The 18,891-nt window shown below is 55.6% G+C and carries 16 protein-coding genes; 12 read left to right on the top strand and 4 right to left on the bottom strand.

Going from position 1 to position 18,891, the window contains the following annotated elements; all coding sequences use genetic code 11:
• The first annotated feature begins 275 nt into the window (after nt 1–275).
• Entirely contained in the window at nt 276–1,709 is a 1,434-nt protein-coding gene (gene ptsG / locus VH86_RS12615) for a PTS glucose transporter subunit IIBC (protein ID WP_045833058.1), read from the top strand.
• 351 nt (nt 1,710–2,060) lie between these two features.
• Here ptsG and VH86_RS12610 read toward each other — a convergent pair whose 3' ends face one another.
• On the bottom strand, nt 2,061–3,200 hold the full coding sequence (locus VH86_RS12610) for a glycoside hydrolase family 105 protein (RefSeq protein WP_045833057.1): 1,140 nt from the start codon (nt 3,198–3,200) through the stop codon (nt 2,061–2,063).
• Nucleotides 3,197–4,801 carry an MFS transporter gene (locus tag VH86_RS12605; RefSeq protein WP_045833056.1) on the bottom strand — a complete coding sequence of 535 codons (1,605 nt, stop codon included), beginning with the start codon at nt 4,799–4,801 and terminating at the stop codon, nt 3,197–3,199. Before VH86_RS12605 ends, VH86_RS12610 begins: the two co-directional genes overlap by 4 nt.
• Before the next feature lie 358 nt (nt 4,802–5,159).
• Between VH86_RS12605 and hinT the strand changes: the two genes are divergently transcribed.
• From hinT to VH86_RS12565, 8 genes are all read left to right on the top strand, one after another.
• Nucleotides 5,160–5,510 (top strand): purine nucleoside phosphoramidase, encoded by a 351-nt coding sequence (gene hinT, locus VH86_RS12600; protein ID WP_038647576.1) that lies wholly within the window; start codon nt 5,160–5,162, stop codon nt 5,508–5,510.
• Nucleotides 5,511–5,528: 18 nt separating this feature from the next.
• Entirely contained in the window at nt 5,529–5,894 is a 366-nt protein-coding gene (locus tag VH86_RS12595; protein ID WP_045833055.1) for a YcfL family protein, read from the top strand.
• Between the two features lie 10 nt (nt 5,895–5,904).
• Nucleotides 5,905–6,501 carry a penicillin-binding protein activator LpoB gene (lpoB, locus tag VH86_RS12590; RefSeq protein ID WP_038647572.1) on the top strand — a complete coding sequence of 199 codons (597 nt, stop codon included), beginning with the start codon at nt 5,905–5,907 and terminating at the stop codon, nt 6,499–6,501.
• Complete coding sequence (gene thiK / locus VH86_RS12585) at nt 6,461–7,303, top strand: thiamine kinase (protein WP_369800330.1); 843 nt, start codon at nt 6,461–6,463, stop codon at nt 7,301–7,303. Before lpoB ends, thiK begins: the two co-directional genes overlap by 41 nt.
• A gap of 15 nt (nt 7,304–7,318) precedes the next feature.
• The gene (gene nagZ / locus VH86_RS12580; RefSeq protein ID WP_045833053.1) at nt 7,319–8,362 is read left to right on the top strand and encodes a beta-N-acetylhexosaminidase; all 1,044 of its coding nucleotides are present in this window, start codon (nt 7,319–7,321) and stop codon (nt 8,360–8,362) included.
• A 39-nt stretch (nt 8,363–8,401) separates the two neighbouring features.
• Nucleotides 8,402–8,944 carry an alpha/beta hydrolase YcfP gene (gene ycfP, locus VH86_RS12575; protein ID WP_045833052.1) on the top strand — a complete coding sequence of 181 codons (543 nt, stop codon included), beginning with the start codon at nt 8,402–8,404 and terminating at the stop codon, nt 8,942–8,944.
• A gap of 212 nt (nt 8,945–9,156) precedes the next feature.
• On the top strand, nt 9,157–10,461 hold the full coding sequence (locus VH86_RS12570; RefSeq protein ID WP_156102801.1) for an NAD(P)/FAD-dependent oxidoreductase: 1,305 nt from the start codon (nt 9,157–9,159) through the stop codon (nt 10,459–10,461).
• 296 nt (nt 10,462–10,757) lie between these two features.
• Nucleotides 10,758–11,300 (top strand): glycine zipper 2TM domain-containing protein, encoded by a 543-nt coding sequence (locus VH86_RS12565; protein ID WP_034822117.1) that lies wholly within the window; start codon nt 10,758–10,760, stop codon nt 11,298–11,300.
• Between the two features lie 165 nt (nt 11,301–11,465).
• Here the strand turns inward: VH86_RS12565 and mfd are convergent, their stop codons facing one another.
• Both mfd and VH86_RS12555 read right to left on the bottom strand, forming a co-directional pair.
• The gene (gene mfd / locus VH86_RS12560; protein WP_045833051.1) at nt 11,466–14,909 is read right to left on the bottom strand and encodes a transcription-repair coupling factor; all 3,444 of its coding nucleotides are present in this window, start codon (nt 14,907–14,909) and stop codon (nt 11,466–11,468) included.
• Between the two features lie 140 nt (nt 14,910–15,049).
• The gene (locus VH86_RS12555; protein WP_038647560.1) at nt 15,050–15,259 is read right to left on the bottom strand and encodes a hypothetical protein; all 210 of its coding nucleotides are present in this window, start codon (nt 15,257–15,259) and stop codon (nt 15,050–15,052) included.
• Between the two features lie 375 nt (nt 15,260–15,634).
• Between VH86_RS12555 and lolC the strand changes: the two genes are divergently transcribed.
• Genes lolC through lolE form a run of 3 tightly spaced genes read left to right on the top strand, consistent with a single transcriptional unit; the run spans nt 15,635 to nt 18,772 of the window.
• A complete protein-coding gene (lolC, locus tag VH86_RS12550) occupies nt 15,635–16,834 on the top strand; it encodes a lipoprotein-releasing ABC transporter permease subunit LolC (protein ID WP_045833050.1) in 1,200 nt (399 codons plus the stop codon).
• Entirely contained in the window at nt 16,827–17,528 is a 702-nt protein-coding gene (gene lolD / locus VH86_RS12545) for a lipoprotein-releasing ABC transporter ATP-binding protein LolD (protein ID WP_034822051.1), read from the top strand. The genes lolC and lolD overlap by 8 nt, the downstream gene beginning before the upstream one ends.
• The gene (gene lolE / locus VH86_RS12540) at nt 17,528–18,772 is read left to right on the top strand and encodes a lipoprotein-releasing ABC transporter permease subunit LolE (protein ID WP_038647554.1); all 1,245 of its coding nucleotides are present in this window, start codon (nt 17,528–17,530) and stop codon (nt 18,770–18,772) included. Before lolD ends, lolE begins: the two co-directional genes overlap by 1 nt.
• The last annotated feature ends 119 nt before the right edge of the window (nt 18,773–18,891 follow it).

Genomic DNA, 18,891 nt, shown 5'->3' with positions numbered 1-18,891 from the left:
ATTTCAAACTCTGTAATAAATCCATAATCACTGACCTGTGCGGCATATAACGCGGCACGGGCAGTGATTTATTGCTGTTTCTCCAGGCAATTCAGTCAAAAATAACAGAAAGCAAGCGTTCGTCTTGAGCGAAACGTGATAGCCGTCAAAGTAACAAATATCGATTTATTTTACCCTTCGTAATAAATCAAAAGACGCTCAGCGTCACCCCGGTGAAGGATCCTCCCCCTTTGCCAGCGCACTGCGCAAATATGCACTCATACTCAGGAGCTTCTATGTTCAAGAACGCATTTGCGAACCTGCAAAAAGTAGGTAAATCGCTAATGTTGCCGGTATCGGTTTTGCCGATTGCCGGTATTTTATTAGGTGTTGGTTCGGCTAACTTCAGCTGGTTGCCTGCTGTGGTTTCACATGTGATGGCGGAGGCGGGCGGTTCCGTGTTCGCCAACATGCCGCTGATCTTTGCGATTGGCGTGGCGCTCGGTTTTACCAATAACGATGGCGTATCGGCGCTGGCTTCCGTGGTTGCTTACGGCATCATGGTGAAAACCATGGCGGTGGTTGCACCACTGGTGTTGCACTTGCCGCCAGGGGAAATTGAGGCCAAACACCTTGCCGATACCGGGGTGCTGGGCGGGATCATTGCCGGTTCGATCGCCGCGTATATGTTTAACCGTTTCTATCGCATCAAGCTGCCTGAATATCTTGGCTTCTTCGCCGGTAAGCGTTTTGTACCGATCATTTCCGGTCTGACCGCGATTTTCACGGGTATCGTGTTGTCCTTTATCTGGCCACCAATTGGCACCGCGATTCAGGATTTCTCACAATGGGCGGCTTATCAGAACCCGGTGGTGGCGTTCGGCATTTACGGTGTGGTTGAGCGTTCGCTGGTGCCGTTTGGTCTGCACCATATCTGGAACGTGCCTTTCCAGATGCAGATTGGTGAGTTCACCAACGCCGCAGGTCAGGTGTTCCACGGTGATATCCCACGCTATATGGCGGGCGATCCAACCGCAGGTAAACTCTCTGGCGGCTTCCTGTTTAAAATGTACGGTCTGCCTGCGGCTGCGATTGCTATCTGGCACTCGGCTAAGCCGGAAAACCGCGCCAAAGTGGGCGGCATTATGATCTCCGCCGCGCTGACCTCGTTCCTGACCGGTATCACCGAACCGATTGAATTTTCGTTCATGTTCGTGGCGCCGATTCTGTATGTCATCCATGCGATTCTGGCGGGTCTGGCATTCCCAATCTGTATTCTGCTGGGCATGCGTGATGGCACCAGCTTCTCACACGGTCTGATTGACTTTGTGGTGCTAAGCGGTAACAGCAGCAAGATCTGGTTGTTCCCGATTATCGGTATCATTTACGGCCTGATTTATTACACCGTTTTCCGTGTACTGATTGTGAAATTGAATCTGAAAACACCTGGACGTGAGGACACCGCAATGGAACAGAGCAGCGCCACCGGTAGCGAGATGGCAGGCAAACTGGTTACTGCATTTGGTGGTAAAGAGAACATCACCAATCTCGACGCCTGTATTACGCGTTTGCGTGTGAGCGTCGCGGATGTGGCGAAAGTGAATCAAAATGAACTGAAAAACCTCGGCGCGCGTGGCGTGGTGGTGGCCGGTTCCGGTGTTCAGGCGATCTTCGGCACCAAGTCCGATAACCTGAAAACTGAGATGGATGATTATATTCGTAATATGTAAAGGGTTGGGGTCGGTCTGAGGCTGACCTCAAGGTCAAGGCAGAGGTCGAGCCTGTGCGATGAAGCGGCGTCAGATCGTAAAGACGCCATAAACCCTCCCTGGGGCTCGGCCCGCGACATCCCTGTCGCGGGACGCTTTACTCTTCTGCCGCCGCTTCCTCGCACCTCACCTTAGGTGCGGTATTGGAAAAAACCTCAGTACTTCATCGGATTTATCAGACTCATCGTCAGAAATTAGGGTTTCGGTGTTAGCGGTATTGGATGGTCATGCTAAATTCCACTGCCTATGGTTCCTGACTCGGAAAGCTCTACACGTCTGCAACCGCTATCTCCCACTTGAACGTAAATGCGATTACAGATAAACCCGCAGATACTCCGTCAGACACAGCAGCGCCATCGCCTGGCCATAGGGCATTGACGTTAGCGGCACCTGGCGGTAGTAGTCCAAATCGCTGCCCATCGCGGTGCCAAAAGAGACCTGTTTTAACTCTCCGTCTTCATCAATATTCGCGATCACGCCACGCAGGGCTTTTTCCGCCATCGGGCGATATTCATCAGATAAATATCGTTTACGCACCGCTTTGAGAATCCCATAAGCGAATCCCGCAGTGGCAGACGCTTCCGGATAGCTTTGTGGATCGACAAGCAAGGTATGCCAGAGACCGCTGCTGTGCTGGCAGGCGGCTAATGCCTTTACCTGACTGGCCAATACCTGCTGCAGGAAGCGACGCGTGGCATGCTGTTCCGGCCAGTTCATCATCTCAAGGAAATCCGGGATGACGATGGTCAGCCAGCTATTACCGCGTGCCCAACGGGCATTGGCAAAGTTGTGTCGGCCATCGAAGGTCCAGCCGTGGAACCACAAACCGGTTTGGCGATCCATCAGGTATTGGGTGTGAATCAGGAATTGATAACTGGCTTCTTCGACAAACTCCGGACGATCGAGTAACTGGCCGATCTTCGCCAGCGCCATCACGCTCATCATCAGGGTGTCGTCCCACAGCTGCTGGGTATTTTCGTTGTTGTAAACGATGTGCTGCAAACCGCCTTGCTCAGTACGCGGCATTTCATACATCACCCACTCAGCCCAGCGTTCCAGCACCGGGCGCCATGCTGCGTTACCCGTCTCTTCATAGCGATAAGCCAGCGTCAGGAACGGGCACACGGTGTTAACGTTTTTGGTCGGCGTGCCCTCTGCTAAGCGCGCGCTAAACCAGTCATCGATGATCTTGAGTGTCGCCTGATCCCCGGTCTGCTGGGTGTAATGCAGCATGCCATACAGCCCGATGCCGTGCGTCCATTCCCAGCCAGCCCAACCTTTAGTATCAATGACGCGGCCATCATCCAGCCGCAGCAAAAACTCGCCGCTATGATCGGTGATATTGACCAGGTTGTCGGTGAGTTTGTGGATCAGTTGCACTAACTCACTGCGTGGCAACAGGTATTCAGGCTGGCGTAACAGAGCGCTGTGTTTTACAGGAAATACAGTCATGGTTCATTCCTATCGTTAATCAGGGTAGGGAGAGGAGGTAAGCTGCCGTGTTGTGTGGATAGCGCGGGCGCCGGGGGCTTATTGCGGTTGAGGTAACCGACATTGTTATTGCCCCACAGATTTTCATAGGGCATCCCCGCTAGCGTTTCGACGATGGCACGTGCCTGCGGCGTAATTCGTTCCGGGACAACGCGCCCGGCTTCACGCATCTTCAGCGTCTCTTCGCGCAGCACGGTGTGGGTATGCAGATTAAGTTTGAAGCGCAGCGACACAATGAAACCGCAGGTCAGGACGCCAACGGTGCCGATGCTGAGGATCAGCAGAATGCTGTGGCTCACCGCAGGAACCTGCTCAGCTTTACCGGAGGTAAAACCGGCCAGTTGCAGCAGGATGCCAACGATCATCACGGCACCGGCCTGCGAGGCTTTGCGTGTCAACGTCATGATCCCGGCGAAAATACCTTCGCGCCGCTGTCCGGTGATCACTTCATCGACATCGGCGATATAGGTGTAGGTATTCCATGGCACGTAGTTGATGCCACCACGTCCTAAACCGGCGAAGGCCGAGATCAGCACTAACAGCGCGAAGTTATCGTGCATTCCGCTGTACCACAGTCCGGCGTAGGAGAGGGCGCTGAGGCCAAACAGCACCACCACCAGACGATAGGCGGGGGCCGGTCCGAGGCGTATACACAGCGGGATCATTGCCATCACCGCGATAAATTGCAGCACCGCCATCGTGCCCATCAGGCTGGAAGCGATTTGCGCGCTCTGCATCAGTACCAACACCACGTACCAGGTAAATACTGCATTAAAGACGTCCTGAGCGATGTAACCGCCCAAATACATGCCAAGATGCTGACGAAAGATACGGATGCGCAGCGTGGAGGCGAGCTCGATATACAGCCGTTTCAGGCTTTGGAACAGCGAGAGTTGCGTCTTTTCTTCTTCGGCTCGACGTGACTCGGCGGAAAAATCCTCCGGTGCGCGTTCCCAGGTGAAGCGCCACACCAGGGTTAGCACCAGCGCACAGATCACCGAGAACACCAGGCTGGCATAAAAGAAGGAGATGGGATTCTCTTTGCCAAACCAGCCAATCAAAATGCCTGGCAGGAAGGCCGCCAGAATGGAGGAGAGCTGCGCCAACGCGATACGCGCGCCGGAGAAGCGGCTCTTTTGTTTAAAGTCATCGGTCATCTCCGGCACCAGCGTTTCGTAGGGCACCAGAATCATGGTGTAGACCATATCGAACAGCAGATAGGTCAGCAGATACCACCAGAAACTCATGTCGCCTATCCACATCAGGCTATAGCTGAAAACAGACGGAATACCGAGCAGGATAAAGAACTTGCGGCGGCCAAAGCGCTTGCCAAGCCAGGTGGACCCGAAGTTATCGGTGAGAAAGCCCATCAGCGGGCTGACGACCGCATCCATCACGCGGGCAGCAGCAAAAATAAAGGTGGCTTCAATCGGCGAAAGCCCGCAGAAGGTGGTGTAGAAATAGAGTAACCAGGCAGCGGTGAGCGCCGTGGTGCCGGCGCCGAGGAAATCCCCGGAACCGTAAGCCAGATAGTGGCCCAGACTAATTTTACGAGACTGCATGGCAGGTTCTCCTTGAAATCGACGGATGACACATCCCTCATTACTCCGTACTGCTTGCCCGGATTGGATAGAAAGTAGAGCGCCGTGCAGCGGCAAACCTTCGCGATTTGGCAAGGGTTGACGGTTGAGTGGCAAAAACACAAAGAAACTGGCGTGATATCTCTAATTTATAAAACAGCGTTTCATTTTAGCGATCGGCGACGGCATAAATTTGAGAGGGAGAGCACAGCAATGCTGCCTGGGGGATGAAATGGCGTAAAGGCAGCCATTTAACAGAAGAAAAGTGGTACTGAGGTTGAAAGCAAACGAATTCCTCGCGCATACTGCCTGACTGAACTCAGGCTTAAGGAAATGCACCATGGCTGAAGAAACCATTTTCAGTAAAATCATTCGTCGCGAAATCCCCGCCGACGTGGTTTATCAGGACGAACTGGTCACCGCCTTCCGCGATATCGCGCCTAAAGCGCCAACGCACATTCTGATTATCCCTAATGTATTGATCCCCACCGCCAATGACGTGCAGGAAGCCCACGAGCATGCGTTGGGCCGTATGATTACCGTGGCGGCGAAAATTGCGAAAGAAGAAGGGATTGCCGAAGATGGCTATCGCCTGATCATGAACTGTAATCGTCATGGTGGTCAGGAGGTTTATCATATTCATATGCACCTGGTCGGCGGTCAGCCGCTGGGTCCGATGCTGTCTATCTAACCTCAGGCGGACCTTGTGATGCGTCAATGGCTGAGTGGCCTGCTGCTGCTGTCCCTTGCCGGGTGTAGCAGTGACAAACCGATGATCAACACGTCGCAATCGCTGGTGATGGAGTCTTCCGTGCTTTCTGCGGGCATCATCACCGATGAACCCACGCTGGCCAGCCGTGATGGGCAAATGCGAGCCTCGAGCGTCCTCTTTAATCAGCGGGAAACGCCAGTTACCGTACATTACCGTTTCTATTGGTATGACGAGAAGGGACTGGAGATTACCCCGGAAGAGCCGGTTCAGACCCAAGTTGTCCCGGCGCATGGCAGCACTGAAGTTGTCTCGCAAATCGGTAACCTGACCGCCAGTAAGGTGCGTCTCTATCTTTATCTCTGAGGAGTAACCTGTGATTCGCAGTGTAAAACGTTCCAGCGCGCTGTTATTTGCGTTGATGCTCACCGGTTGTGTGGTGAAACAGCAAACTCCGGCGCCGGTTGAACCGACCCAGCCGACGACGCCAACCCAACCGGAGCAGCCACCTGTGCAGCCGGTGCCGCCGCCGGAAAATGTGCCGCAGCCACCGAAGCTGAAAACCATTAACTGGAATGCCAGCGTGCAGCCATTAGTGGGGAATATGGTGCAGTCTGCGGGTGTGAATCCAGGCAGTGTGCTGCTGGTGGACCGCATCAAGAACAGCACCAACGGCGCGTTGCAGAGCGATAAAGCCACCGATGCCATCCAGAATGCGCTGGCAAACAACGGTAAATTCACGCTAGTGACGCCAGAACAGCTGGCACAGGCCAAACAGACGCTGGGCTTATCAGCCGATGACAGCCTCAATTCGCGCAGCAAAGCGATTGGCCTGGCACGCAATGTCAACGCGCAGTATGTGCTTTACAGCAGCGCGCAAGGCGATGTGAAAGCGCCAACGCTGCAGATGCAGCTGATGCTGGTGCAGACCGGTGAAATTATCTGGTCAGGCAATGGTATTGCTCAACCCTGATCCCTTACTGCAACAACGGATTCAGCAACAATGGCCGACGGCGCAAGCTGCCGGTCATTTTTTCGCGCTGCCGGGATTGAGTGGCAACAGTGTTCGGGTGAAAACCGAGCAGGGTGAGCTGCTGGCGCGACGTGCGCCGCAGCAACCGCTTCCGTTTGTTGATCGCCAGCGCGAATATCGCATCTTGCGTCAAATGCGTGCTGCGCACCTCGGGCCAACGCCACTGGATTGGCATCATCCCTGGTTATTACAGAGCTGGTTGCCCGGCGAGGTGCTGACCCCTGCGCAGTTCAATCAACAGCGTGATGCGGTGCTTGCCTTGCTGCATCGCCTGCATCAGCAGCCGCTGACAGGCTATCGCTTGCGACTGACACCGCTGTTGCGACACTACTGGCAGCTATGCCAGCGACGCCACTGGCGCTGGCAACATCAACTCCAGCGCCTGATCAGGCAGGGTGAACCCCGGCCGTTACGCCTCGTGCCGATTCATATGGATGTTCACGCCGGCAATGTGATTGCCACACCAGACGGCTTACGTCTCATCGATTGGGAATATGCTGCCGATGGTGATGTGGCATTGGAACTCGCGGCGCTCTGCGCGGTCGATGGAGAACACCAAATCGACTGGATTGCGGGTTACGCACAACGCAGCCAGCTTGACGAAGCGCGACTTAAGCGACATATGCGGCGCTGGCAGCCGTGGCTGCACCTGCTGATGGCCAGCTGGTATCAGCTGCGCGCTGAACAGAGCGGTGACCCTCATTTACAACAGCTGGCGCAGGCCAGCTGGCAGGATCTTTAACTCAGGATTGTAACCATGACCATGAATACTCCCGGCCCGCTGATGCTGGATGTTGAAAGCTACGAACTCGACGCCGAAGAGCGTGAGATTCTGCAACATCCGCTGGTGGGCGGACTGATTCTGTTTGCCCGCAACTTCCACGATGTGGATCAGCTGGCAGAACTGGTGCGCCAGATTCGCGCCGCTTCGCGTAATCGTTTAGTGGTCGCCGTGGATCAGGAAGGCGGGCGCGTGCAGCGCTTCCGTGAAGGCTTTACCCAACTCCCCGCGATGCAATCTTTTGCTGCCCTGCACGATATCGCCACTGCAGGTGAAGTCGCCCAGCAGGCGGGCTGGCAGATGGCAGCGGAAATGATCGCGATGGATATCGACATCAGCTTTGCCCCAGTACTGGATATTGGCCACATCAGCGCGGCGATTGGCGACCGTTCCTTCCATGAAGATCCCGCGATTGCATTGCAAATTGCCCGCCGTTTTATCAACGGCATGCACGAAGCGGGCATGAAAACCACCGGCAAGCATTTCCCCGGCCACGGTGCGGTGAGTGCTGATTCCCACAAAGAGACCCCGCGTGATCCGCGCGATGCCGCCACGCTGCGCCAGCATGACATGGCCATCTTCAAACAGTTAATTGATGAGCAGTTGCTGGATGCGGTGATGCCCGCGCACGTTATCTATACTGAGGTGGATCCGTTACCTGCCAGCGGCTCGCCTTACTGGCTGCAAACGGTGTTGCGCAAAGAGTTGGGCTTCAACGGTGTCATTTTCTCCGACGATCTGTCGATGGAAGGTGCTGCGGTAATGGGCAGTTATGCTGAGCGCGCGCAGCAATCGCTCAATGCCGGCTGCGACATGATCCTGGTGTGCAATCAGCGCGCCGGAGCGGTGAGTGTGCTGGATAACTTGACGCCGATCCAGGCGGAGCGTGTGACGCAGTTATACCATCAGGGGCGTTATACCCGAGAAGCGCTGCAATCCAGTGAACGCTGGAAGCAGAATCATCATCAGCTGAGCGCATTGCAGGCGCGCTGGCTGGAGCATAAAGCGTCGGGCAGATAAGCGTCGCTGCCCGGATTTCATTCCACGCTGAGGATAATCATGATCATCTATCTGCACGGTTTTGATTCCAACAGTCCGGGCAACCACGAAAAAGTGCTGCAACTGCAGTTTATTGACCCGGACGTCAGACTCATCAGTTACAGCACGCAACACCCCAAACATGACATGCAGTTTCTGTTGAAAGAGTGCGGTAAATTGCAGCAGCAGGGCGGTGATGCGCATCCCTTGATTTGCGGGGTGGGGCTTGGGGGTTACTGGGCCGAACGTATCGGTTTTCTCTGCGGTATGCGCCAGGTGATCTTCAATCCCAACCTGTTTCCGTTTGAGAACATGGAAGGCAAGATTGATCGTCCGGAAGAGTATCTGGATATCGCCACCAAGTGCGTCAGTGATTATCGCGAGAAGAATCGCGATCGCTGCCTGACCATTTTGTCCCGTCATGACGAGGCGCTGGATAATCAGCGCACGGCCGCGCAACTGCATCCTTTCTATGAAATCGTGTGGGACGAACAGGCCAGCCATAAATTCAAGAACATCTCGCCGCATTTACACCGCATTAAGGCCTTTAAATCCCTCGCCTGAGCCCTCACGCGCCGTGTGATGCGGCGCACAAAACGTTTAACATTCTGATAATGCGCTTGAAAGATTGATGTACATCAATTTTCTTATGATATGTCGTTAGCGCCGTGATATTCTGCCCTCAGCTCGCGATTTAACGTCGCCAACCCTATGTTTATTAAGGTTTTTAGTAACCATTAATTAACTATTGGTTTACAACTTTGAGGGGGTCTTTGTTGACTACATCTATGGAAAAAATCGTCATTATTGGCGGTGGTGCCGGCGGCTTAGAGCTGGCAACGCAGCTCGGCCACAAGCTGGGTCGGAAGAAAAAAGCCGAGATTATTCTCGTCGATCGCAACCACAGCCATCTGTGGAAGCCATTGCTGCATGAAGTGGCAACCGGTTCGATGGACGAAGGGATCGATGCCCTGAGCTATCTGGCGCACGCGCGTAATCACGGTTTTCAGTTCCAGCTGGGTTCGCTGACGCAAATCAACCGCGAAAACAAAACCATTGAGCTGGCGGAAATCCGCGATGCTAACGGTGAATTACTGGTGCCGCAGCGCGAGATGGCTTATGACCGTCTGGTGATGGCGCTGGGCAGTACTTCCAATGACTTCGGCACACCGGGTGTGAAAGATCACTGCATCTTCCTCGATAACCCGCATCAGGCTCGTCGTTTCCACAACGAGATGCTTAACCTGTTCCTGCGCTTCTCCGCCAGTGAAGGTAGCCTGGAAAAAGTGAACATTGCGATTGTCGGCGGCGGCGCCACCGGCGTTGAGCTGTCAGCAGAACTCTACAATGCCGTGAAGCAGCTGCACAGCTATGGCTACAAAGGCCTTGATAGCTCTGCACTGAACGTGACGCTGGTGGAAGCCGGTGAGCGTATTCTGCCAGCCTTGCCACCGCGCATTTCTGCTGCGGCACACCAGGAACTGACCAAGCTCGGCGTACGCGTCCTGACGCAAACCATGGTGACCAGCGCGACCGAAGAGGGGCTCAATACCAAAGGCGGCGAATTTATCAATGCTGACCTGATGGTGTGGGCTGCCGGTATTAAGGCGCCGGACTTTATGAAAGAGATTGGTGGGCTGGAAACCAACCGCATCAATCAGCTGGTGGTGAAAGACACGCTGCAAACCACGCTGGATGATGACATCTACGCGATTGGCGACTGCGCTTCCTGCGCACTGCCGGGCGGCGGTTTTGTGCCACCGCGCGCGCAGTCTGCACACCAGATGGCGTCACGCGCGCTGGAAAATATTCTGGCGCAACGCAAAGGCAAACCGCTTAAAGCTTACGTCTATAAGGATCACGGTTCGCTGGTGTCACTGTCACGCTTCACCACGGTGGGTAGCCTGATGGGCAACCTGATGCGCGGCTCGATGATGGTAGAAGGGCGCATTGCGCGTTTCGTCTACATTTCTCTATATCGCATGCACCAGATTGCGCTCCACGGATACTTCAAAACCGGCCTGATGATGCTGGTCGGCAGCCTAAACCGCGTGCTGCGTCCTCGCCTCAAGCTGCACTAATGATTTCCGGGCGGTTATCTGCCGCCCGATGCCGCTCCGCCTGCCGTAACCCGCTGAAAAACGACAATTCAGTTTAAGGTTACGGCGGTATTTCAGCTTCTCTCAGAACTCTCCGAAAAACTGGCCCTGACGGCTTTCCGTTGCGTTTCCTCCATTAATCTGATGTTGCAATTACGGGCCATCTGTAAAACTTATATCCACAAACACGGCGCGGCGCGCACGCCGGTTATGCCTCGGCTACACAGGATTTCGTAGCGGCAGGAATGCGCGGTAACAACATTCAGGAGGACATTCCTGTGAATAAATCAATGTTAGCGGGTATCGGTATCGGTGTGGCAGCAGCGTTAGGGGTTGCCGCAGTCGCCAGCATGGATGTCTTTGATCGCGGCCCGCAGTATGCACAAGTTCTCTCGGCTACGCCGATCAAAGAGAGCATTAAACAACCGCGACAGGAGTGTCGCAACGTGACGTTAACGCATCGTCGTCCGGTACAGGATGAGAACCGCATCGCCGGTTCGGTACTGGGTGCAGTGGCGGGCGGCGTGCTCGGTCACCAGTTTGGTGGCGGTCGTGGGCGCGATGTCGCAACGGTAGCGGGCGCGCTGGCGGGCGGTTACGGTGGTAACCAGGTGCAGGGGGCACTGCAGGATCGTGATACCTACACCACCAACGAGCAGCGCTGCAAAACCGTTTATGACAAACAGGAAAAAATGTTGGGTTATGATGTGACCTATAAAATAGGCGACCAGCAGGGCAAAATCCGCATGGAAAATGACCCTGGCACCCGCATTCCGCTCGACCGTAATGGTCAGCTGATCCTGAATTCGAATCAGGCCTGATTGGGCAAAGACACGTCACAGCAGCAGTAACGAAAAAAGCGCCGTAAGGCGCTTTTTTTATGGTGTAAACCGGAGCGGCGAGATGTATCTCGCATCCCGATAGACACAATGTTGCATGCAGAAGCGCAAGGTATTGCTTCGCCAGGCGAGATGCGGCTGAGGGCGCTAAACCCGATTCTTCGCCAGTTCGGCAATGAAGCCCTGCACCCACTCCATCCGCACTTTGCGCTCTTCTAAATCACGAGTGAATCTCAGACGAGTTGGGCCATCCAACTTCCACTGTTTAGGATCTTTTTGCAGCAGGCCAATTAACCAACCGGGATCGACATGGTTCTGCGGCGCGAACTCGAAGAACCCGCCTTTTTCACTGGCTTCAATTTTACGCACGCCCAGTTCTCGCGCCACCAGACGTAAAGCCGCCACATCCAGAAGGTTGCGCGCCGCATCCGGCAACTTGCCGAAACGGTCGATCATCTCAACCTTCAGCTCAGCCAGTTCCTGCTCGTCACTGGCTGAGGCAACGCGTTTATAGAGTGACAAACGCGTGTTCACATCCGGGATAAAGTCATCCGGCAGCAGCGCAGGCATGCGCAGTTCGATTTCGGTCTGGTTGCTGGTGAGATCTTCCAGCGACGGCTCGCGCCCGGCCTTCAGCGCATCGACCGCGTTTTCCAGCAGTTCCATATACAGCGTGAAACCGATCGTTTCCATCTGACCGCTCTGATCTTCGCCCAGCAGTTCACCGGCACCGCGAATTTCAAGGTCGTGCGTCGCCAGCGCAAAGCCCGCGCCCAGGTCCTCCAGCGAGGCAATCGCCTCCAGACGCTTCTGCGCATCAGTGGTCATGGCTTTTGGATGCGGCGTTAACAGCCAGGCATAAGCCTGATGGTGTGAGCGTCCGACGCGGCCACGCAGCTGATGCAGCTGCGCCAGGCCAAAGTGGTCAGCACGCTCAATGATGATGGTGTTAGCGCTCGGCACATCAATACCGGTTTCGATGATGGTGGTACACACCAGCACGTTAAAACGCTGGTGGTGGAAATCATTCATCACCCGTTCCAGCTCGCGCTCGCGCATCTGGCCGTGACCGATGGCGATGCGGGCCTCAGGCACCAGCTCCGCCAGGCGTTGTGCGGCTTTTTCTATGTTCTCGACATCGTTGTAGAGATAGTAAACCTGACCGCCGCGCAAAATTTCACGCAGCAGCGCTTCACGCACCACCAGGCTGTCGTACTCGCGCACAAAGGTTTTCACCGCTAAACGGCGGGCTGGCGGTGTCGCAATGATCGACAGATCGCGCATGCCGCTCATCGCCATATTCAGCGTACGTGGGATCGGCGTGGCAGTCAGAGTCAGGATATCAACGTCCGCGCGCATTGCTTTAATACGCTCTTTATGGCGTACCCCAAACCGGTGTTCTTCATCGACAATCAGCAGGCCGAGATCGTGCCATTTCAGGTCGTTTGATAGCAGCTTATGTGTGCCGATCAAAATGTCCACTTTGCCTTCACGTGCCTGTTCCAGCACCTGATTTTGCTCTTTGGCGCTACGGAAGCGTGACAGCACCTCAATGCGTACTGGCCAGTTGGCGAAACGGTCGCGGAAGTTATCGTAATGCTGCTGCGCCAGCAGGGTGGTGGGCACCAGCACGGCGACTTGTTTGGCATTCTCCACCGCGAGGAAGGCGGCGCGCATCGCCACTTCAGTTTTACCAAAGCCTACATCACCGCACACCAGACGATCCATCGCCAGCGGCTGGCACATGTCGCTCAGCACGGCATTAATGGCCTGACCCTGGTCCGGCGTTGTCTCAAACGGGAAGCCTTCACAGAACAGTTGATACTGATCGCGATCGTGCTTAAAAGCGAAGCCGGTTTTGGCCGCGCGTTGGGCGTAGATATCCAGCAGTTCGGCCGCTACATCACGCACTTTCTCGGCCGCTTTCTGGCGTGCGCGTGACCAGGCATCGCTGCCAAGCTTGTGCAGCGGGGCATTCTCATCCGCGCCACCCGCGTAGCGGCTGATCAGGTGCAGTGATGAAACGGGCACGTACAGCTTGGCGTCGCCCGCATAGGAGAGCATCAGATATTCCGCGACAATACCGCCGGCTTCCAGCGTGGTCAGGCCAATATAACGGCCTACACCGTGTTCCAGATGCACCACCGGCTGGCCGGGGTGTAACTCGGCGAGGTTGCGGATCAACACATCGGGATTGATGGTACGGCGATTATCCTGGCGACGACGGCTGACACGCTCACCCAATAGGTCGCTTTCACAAATCAATGCACGATGGCCCGCGCTATCAATAAAGCCGCGTTCGCTGGCGCCAATCATTAAACTGTGCGGCTGTTTGGCGGCTTCTTCAAAGCGTTCAATCGGCTGTGGGCGCAGTTTGATGCGTGCCAGCAGCTCCTGCAGGCTTTCACGGCGGCCTTCACTTTCCACCGAGAAAATGATCTGCCCATCAAACTGCTCCATGAACTGACGCAGCAGATCGAGTGGCGCTTTAGCCTGGGCCTGCACCGTCAGTTCCGGCAGCGGTTGATAGCCGAGATTGGTATTGGCGGCTTTTTCTGGCAGCGTTTCGCTGCTGAGCTGCATGCGTGGCCAGGCTTTCAGTTCGCCAAGCAACGCGTCCGGGCGCAGCCACAACGTTGCAGGCTCCAGCAGCGGGCGCATAGGATCGATGCGACGATTTTCAAAGCGCGCGTTAGCATCCTGCCAGAAGCGATCGGCGCTGCCGTGCAGATCGCCACTGTTGAGTACCAGCGTGTTAGCAGGCAGATAGCTGAACAGGGTGGGCAACTCCTGCTCAAAGAACAGCGGCTGCCAGTATTCGATCCCGGCCGGCAGCGTGCCTTTGCTCACTTGCTGATAGACATGCTCCGGCTCGCGGCGCACATCAAATAGCTCGCGCCAGCGGCTGCGGAACAGCTCAATCGCTGCTTTATCAGTAGGAAACTCGTGCGCAGGCAGCAGATTGATGGCATCAACCGCTTCCAGCGTGCGTTGGCTGTCCACATCGAACAGGCGCAGACTGTCAATTTCGTCATCAAAGAAGTCAATGCGATAGGGCTGATCGCTGCCCATTGGGAACAGATCCAGCAGCGCGCCACGCGTGGCGTACTCGCCGTGTTCCATCACCTGATCGACATGGCGATAACCAGCTTGCTCCAGCTGATCACGCAGCGCATCGCGCGAGAGTTTTTGCCCCTGTTTCATCACCAGCGCATGGCCGTGCAGGAAGCTGTGCGGACAAACGCGCTGCATCAGCGTGTTGACCGGCATAATCAGCATACCGCGCGTCAGATTGGGCAGTTGATAAAGGGTGGAAAGACGGGCGGAGATAATGTCCTGATGTGGCGAGAAGCTGTCGTAAGGCAGCGTTTCCCAGTCGGCGAGATTGGTGACCGGCAGATCGGTGAACTGGCGAATCTCCTCCTGCAGACGCAGGGCAGATTGCATATCCGGCGTAATCATCAACACCGGACCCGGGTGGCGTTCGGTGATACTGGCGCACTCAACCGCCTGCGCGGCGCCAATCAGTTCGCCGAGCTGACGATGATCGCCCGCTTTCGCAGGCAGGGTATAACGACTCTGTTCCGACATAAGGACTCGACATTCTCTCCTTGGATTCCAGGGCGTCATCATTCCATAATCCGCCCTGAGGATCATCTGTCGCGGTGCTATTTCTCATCGCCCTTCATATTTCGCGCTGTGGCCGCGTTGGCTGCGTTTGCGAACCCCAGTCACTTACTGGATTGCTGTGTGTAGTGCATGCGTGGGCGATCGACATTGGCCCAGGACAGCTCTTTTTCCAGATGATAGCTGTGATTGCCGTCGTCCCACTTCACGTAATAGCCGGTTGCCGCATCTCCCTGTTCAAAGACGTTGACGATCTCGCCTCTGATTTCTCCCGATTTGTGCTTCACGATACTGCCTTTGGGATATCTGAACATGAGATGTACTCCTTTTCGCCCTGCATACTTCGCGCTGTGGCGGCGTTGGCTGGGTCTGCGAACCCCCGTCACTGACTTCAGTAAGCGCCCGGGGATTCACAGGCTTGCCGCCTTGCCACAGCACGAATTATTTTGGGCTGACTGCGGTGCCGGTTGGACATGAATTCTTAACTGCAAGAGCGAGTCTACCGCAGGGTATGCCTAATAAACGCACAATGAGTATCATTATTTTGTCGCAATTTTATGCATTGACGCAGATTGCGACGTATTTGGATGCAACTTTGCCACAGACTCAGAGGGTTAGAGGTTTCATAAACAGGGCTGCTCCTTTATCATCCCACTACTTATTTTCAGGCAACTGCCAAGACGGATCTCATGTATCAACCAGTCGCGTTATTCATCGGTTTGCGCTACATGCGTGGACGTGCCTCAGACCGCTTCGGTCGCTTCGTCTCCTGGCTTTCCACCATCGGTATCACGCTGGGCGTGCTGGCGCTGGTCACCGTGCTGTCGGTGATGAACGGCTTCGAGCGTGAGCTGGAGGGCAATATCCTCGGCCTGATGCCGCAAGCGTTGGTCACCAGCGACAAAGGCAGCATCAATCCACAACAGGTGACGGCGGAGAGCCTCAAACTGCAGGGCGTCACGCGTGTCGCCCCGCTGACGACCGCGGATGTGGTGCTACAAAGCGCGCGCAACGTTTCTGTGGGCGTGATGCTGGGCATCAATCCTGATGAGCAGGATCCGTTGACGCCTTACCTCGTCAATACTCAGCAAAGCGTGCTGCAACCGGGCCAATATAATGTAATTCTCGGCGAACAACTGGCGTCTCAGTTGGGTGTGAAACGTGGCGACCAGTTGCGTCTGATGGTGCCTACGGTGAGCCAGTTCACGCCGGTAGGTCGCTTGCCAAGCCAGCGTATCTTCACCGTCGCAGGCACCTATGCTGCTAACAGTGAAGTCGATGCCTATCAGATTCTGGTTAATCAGCAGGATGCCTCCCGCGTGATGCGCTATCCGCTGGGTAACATCACCGGCTGGCGTTTGTGGCTGGATAAACCGCTGAATGTGGATGCCTTCAGTGAACAGCACCTGCCGGATAGCCTGACGTTAAAAGACTGGCGCGAGCGCAAAGGCGATCTGTTCCAGGCGGTGCGCATGGAAAAAAACATGATGGGGCTGCTGCTGAGCCTGATCATCGCGGTAGCGGCGTTTAACATCATTACTTCACTCGGTCTGCTGATCATGGAAAAGCAGGGTGAAGTGGCGATTCTGCAAACTCAGGGCTTAACCCGTCGACAGATCGTCGCGGTGTTTATGGTCCAGGGCGCCAGTGCTGGCATTATCGGCACCTTGCTCGGTACGCTGCTGGGTGTACTGCTCGCCAGCCAGCTTAATAATTTGATGCCGGTGATTGGCCTGTTCCTGGATGGCGCGGCGTTGCCGGTCGATATCAACGTCTGGCAGGTGGTCACTATCGCGCTGGTCTCCATGATCGTCGCGCTGCTCTCAACCCTTTATCCGTCATGGCGCGCTGCCGCCGTTCAACCCGCTGAGGCTTTACGTTATGAGTAATACCCCTTTGTTGCAGTGTCGTGACCTGTGCAAACGCTATCAGGAAGGCAGCGTGCAGACCGATGTGCTGCGCAATGTGGCTTTTAGCCTGCAGCCAGGCGAACTGACGGCCATCGTTGGTAGCTCCGGCTCGGGTAAAAGTACCTTACTGCATCTGCTCGGCGGCCTCGATGCGCCCACTTCGGGTGACGTGGTGTTCGACGGCAAATCACTGAATGCCATGTCCTCTGCAGCGAAAGCCGAACTGCGCAACCGCGAGCTGGGCTTTATCTATCAGTTCCACCATCTCTTGCCAGACTTCACGGCACTGGAGAACGTGGCGATGCCATTGCTGATTGGCAAAACTGCAAAAGCAGAAGCCGCCTCGCGCGCGCTGGAAATGCTGGCGGCGGTCGGACTGGAAAAACGTGCTGCGCATCGTCCATCTGAGCTGTCAGGCGGTGAGCGTCAGCGTGTCGCAATTGCGCGTGCGCTGGTAAACCGTCCGCGCCTGGTAATGGCGGATGAACCGACCGGTAACCTGGACGCGCGTAATGCCGATGCGATTTTCAAACTGCTGGGCGAGCTGAATCAGCAGCAGGGCACCGCATTTTTGGTGGTGACGCACGATCTGAATCTGGCTAAACGTCTGAATCGCCAGATGGAGATGCGCGACGGTCAGCTAAGCGAGCATCTGACGCTGGGAGCTATCTGATGGGTTCGTCATTATCCCTGCTGCTTGGCCTGCGCTTTAGTCGCGGTCGGCGGCGCGGTGGCATGGTCTCACTGATCTCCATCATCTCGACCATCGGCATCGCCCTGGGTGTTGCCGTGTTGATTATTGGCCTGAGCGCGATGAACGGTTTTGAACGCGAGCTGAACAAACGCATTCTGGCCGTGGTCCCGCACGGTGAAATCGAACCGGTGAATCAGCCTTTCCGCAACTGGCAGCCGATGATCGCACCGATTGAAAAGGTGCCGGGTATCGCGGCAGCGGCGCCTTACATTAACTTTACCGGCTTGATCGAGAGCGGCGCGAAGATGCAGGCGTTGCAGGTGAAGGGTGTCGATCCGCAACAGGAATCGCGGCTGAGCGCCTTGCCGAGTTTTGTCGATGGTGATGCGTGGCAGCAGTTCGGCGCGGATAAACAGCAGATCATCCTCGGTGGCGGCATTGCGAAATCGCTTAACGTGAAGCAAGGCGATTGGATCACCATCATGATCCCGAACAATGACGGTGAAAATAAGCTGCTGCAACCGAAGCGTATTCGTCTGCAGGTATCAGGCATTCTGCAACTCAGCGGGATGCTCGACCACAGCCTGGCGCTGGTGCCGCTGGCGGATGCGCAAAAATATCTTGATATGGGTGACAGCGTCAGCGGCATTGCGCTGAAGATGAGCGATCCTTTCCAGGCGCAAAAACTGGTGCGCGATGCCGGTGAAGCCACGCACTCCTATGTCTATATTAAGAGCTGGATTGGCACCTACGGTTACATGTACCGCGATATCCAGATGATCCGCGCGATTATGTATCTGGCGATGGTGCTGGTGATTGGCGTGGCCTGTTTTAATATCGTCTCGACGCTGGTCATGGCGGTGAAAGACAAGAGCAGTGATATTGCGGTGCTGCGCACGCTGGGCGCCAAAGATGGCCTGATCCGCGCCATTTTTATCTGGTATGGTTTGCTGGCCGGATTGCTCGGCAGCATCAGCGGTGTCGTGGTGGGCGTGCTGGTGGCGCTCAACCTGACGCCGATCGTGCGTGGACTGGAGCATCTTACCGGTCATCAATTGCTGGCGGGGGATATCTACTTCATTGATTTCCTGCCATCGGAGCTGCACTGGATTGATGTGATTTCGGTGCTGGTGACCGCTATCCTGCTCAGCCTGATTGCCAGCTGGTATCCGGCGCGGCGTGCCAGTCGAATCGATCCGGCTCGCGTACTGAGCGGACAGTAATGATAAAAAACGCAGCCGCCTTCGCGGCTGCGCACATTTTCAGCGTCTGTGGCATGCAGCCGTCATGCGCAGCCGCTATTATCGGGAACCATTATCCTGAGCCAAACACCCGACATGCG

The sequence above is a fragment of the Pantoea sp. BL1 genome (genome assembly GCF_000963985.1).
Lineage (GTDB): Bacteria > Pseudomonadota > Gammaproteobacteria > Enterobacterales > Enterobacteriaceae > Pantoea > Pantoea rwandensis_B.
This window is presented reverse-complemented; position numbering and strand designations above follow the sequence as displayed.

Excerpts from the sequence above, each read along its gene's own strand:
- hinT (WP_038647576.1), top strand. The coding sequence starts at position 5,160 with ATGGCTGAAGAAACCATTTTCAGTAAAATCATTCGTCGCGAAATCCCC.
- lolC (WP_045833050.1), top strand. The coding sequence starts at position 15,635 with ATGTATCAACCAGTCGCGTTATTCATCGGTTTGCGCTACATGCGTGGA.
- mfd (WP_045833051.1), bottom strand. The coding sequence starts at position 14,909 with ATGTCGGAACAGAGTCGTTATACCCTGCCTGCGAAAGCGGGCGATCAT.
- ycfP (WP_045833052.1), top strand. The coding sequence starts at position 8,402 with ATGATCATCTATCTGCACGGTTTTGATTCCAACAGTCCGGGCAACCAC.
- lolD (WP_034822051.1), top strand. The coding sequence starts at position 16,827 with ATGAGTAATACCCCTTTGTTGCAGTGTCGTGACCTGTGCAAACGCTAT.
- lolE (WP_038647554.1), top strand. The coding sequence starts at position 17,528 with ATGGGTTCGTCATTATCCCTGCTGCTTGGCCTGCGCTTTAGTCGCGGT.
- VH86_RS12595 (WP_045833055.1), top strand. The coding sequence starts at position 5,529 with ATGCGTCAATGGCTGAGTGGCCTGCTGCTGCTGTCCCTTGCCGGGTGT.
- VH86_RS12610 (WP_045833057.1), bottom strand. The coding sequence starts at position 3,200 with ATGACTGTATTTCCTGTAAAACACAGCGCTCTGTTACGCCAGCCTGAA.
- nagZ (WP_045833053.1), top strand. The coding sequence starts at position 7,319 with ATGACCATGAATACTCCCGGCCCGCTGATGCTGGATGTTGAAAGCTAC.
- VH86_RS12605 (WP_045833056.1), bottom strand. The coding sequence starts at position 4,801 with ATGCAGTCTCGTAAAATTAGTCTGGGCCACTATCTGGCTTACGGTTCC.
- ptsG (WP_045833058.1), top strand. The coding sequence starts at position 276 with ATGTTCAAGAACGCATTTGCGAACCTGCAAAAAGTAGGTAAATCGCTA.
- VH86_RS12555 (WP_038647560.1), bottom strand. The coding sequence starts at position 15,259 with ATGTTCAGATATCCCAAAGGCAGTATCGTGAAGCACAAATCGGGAGAA.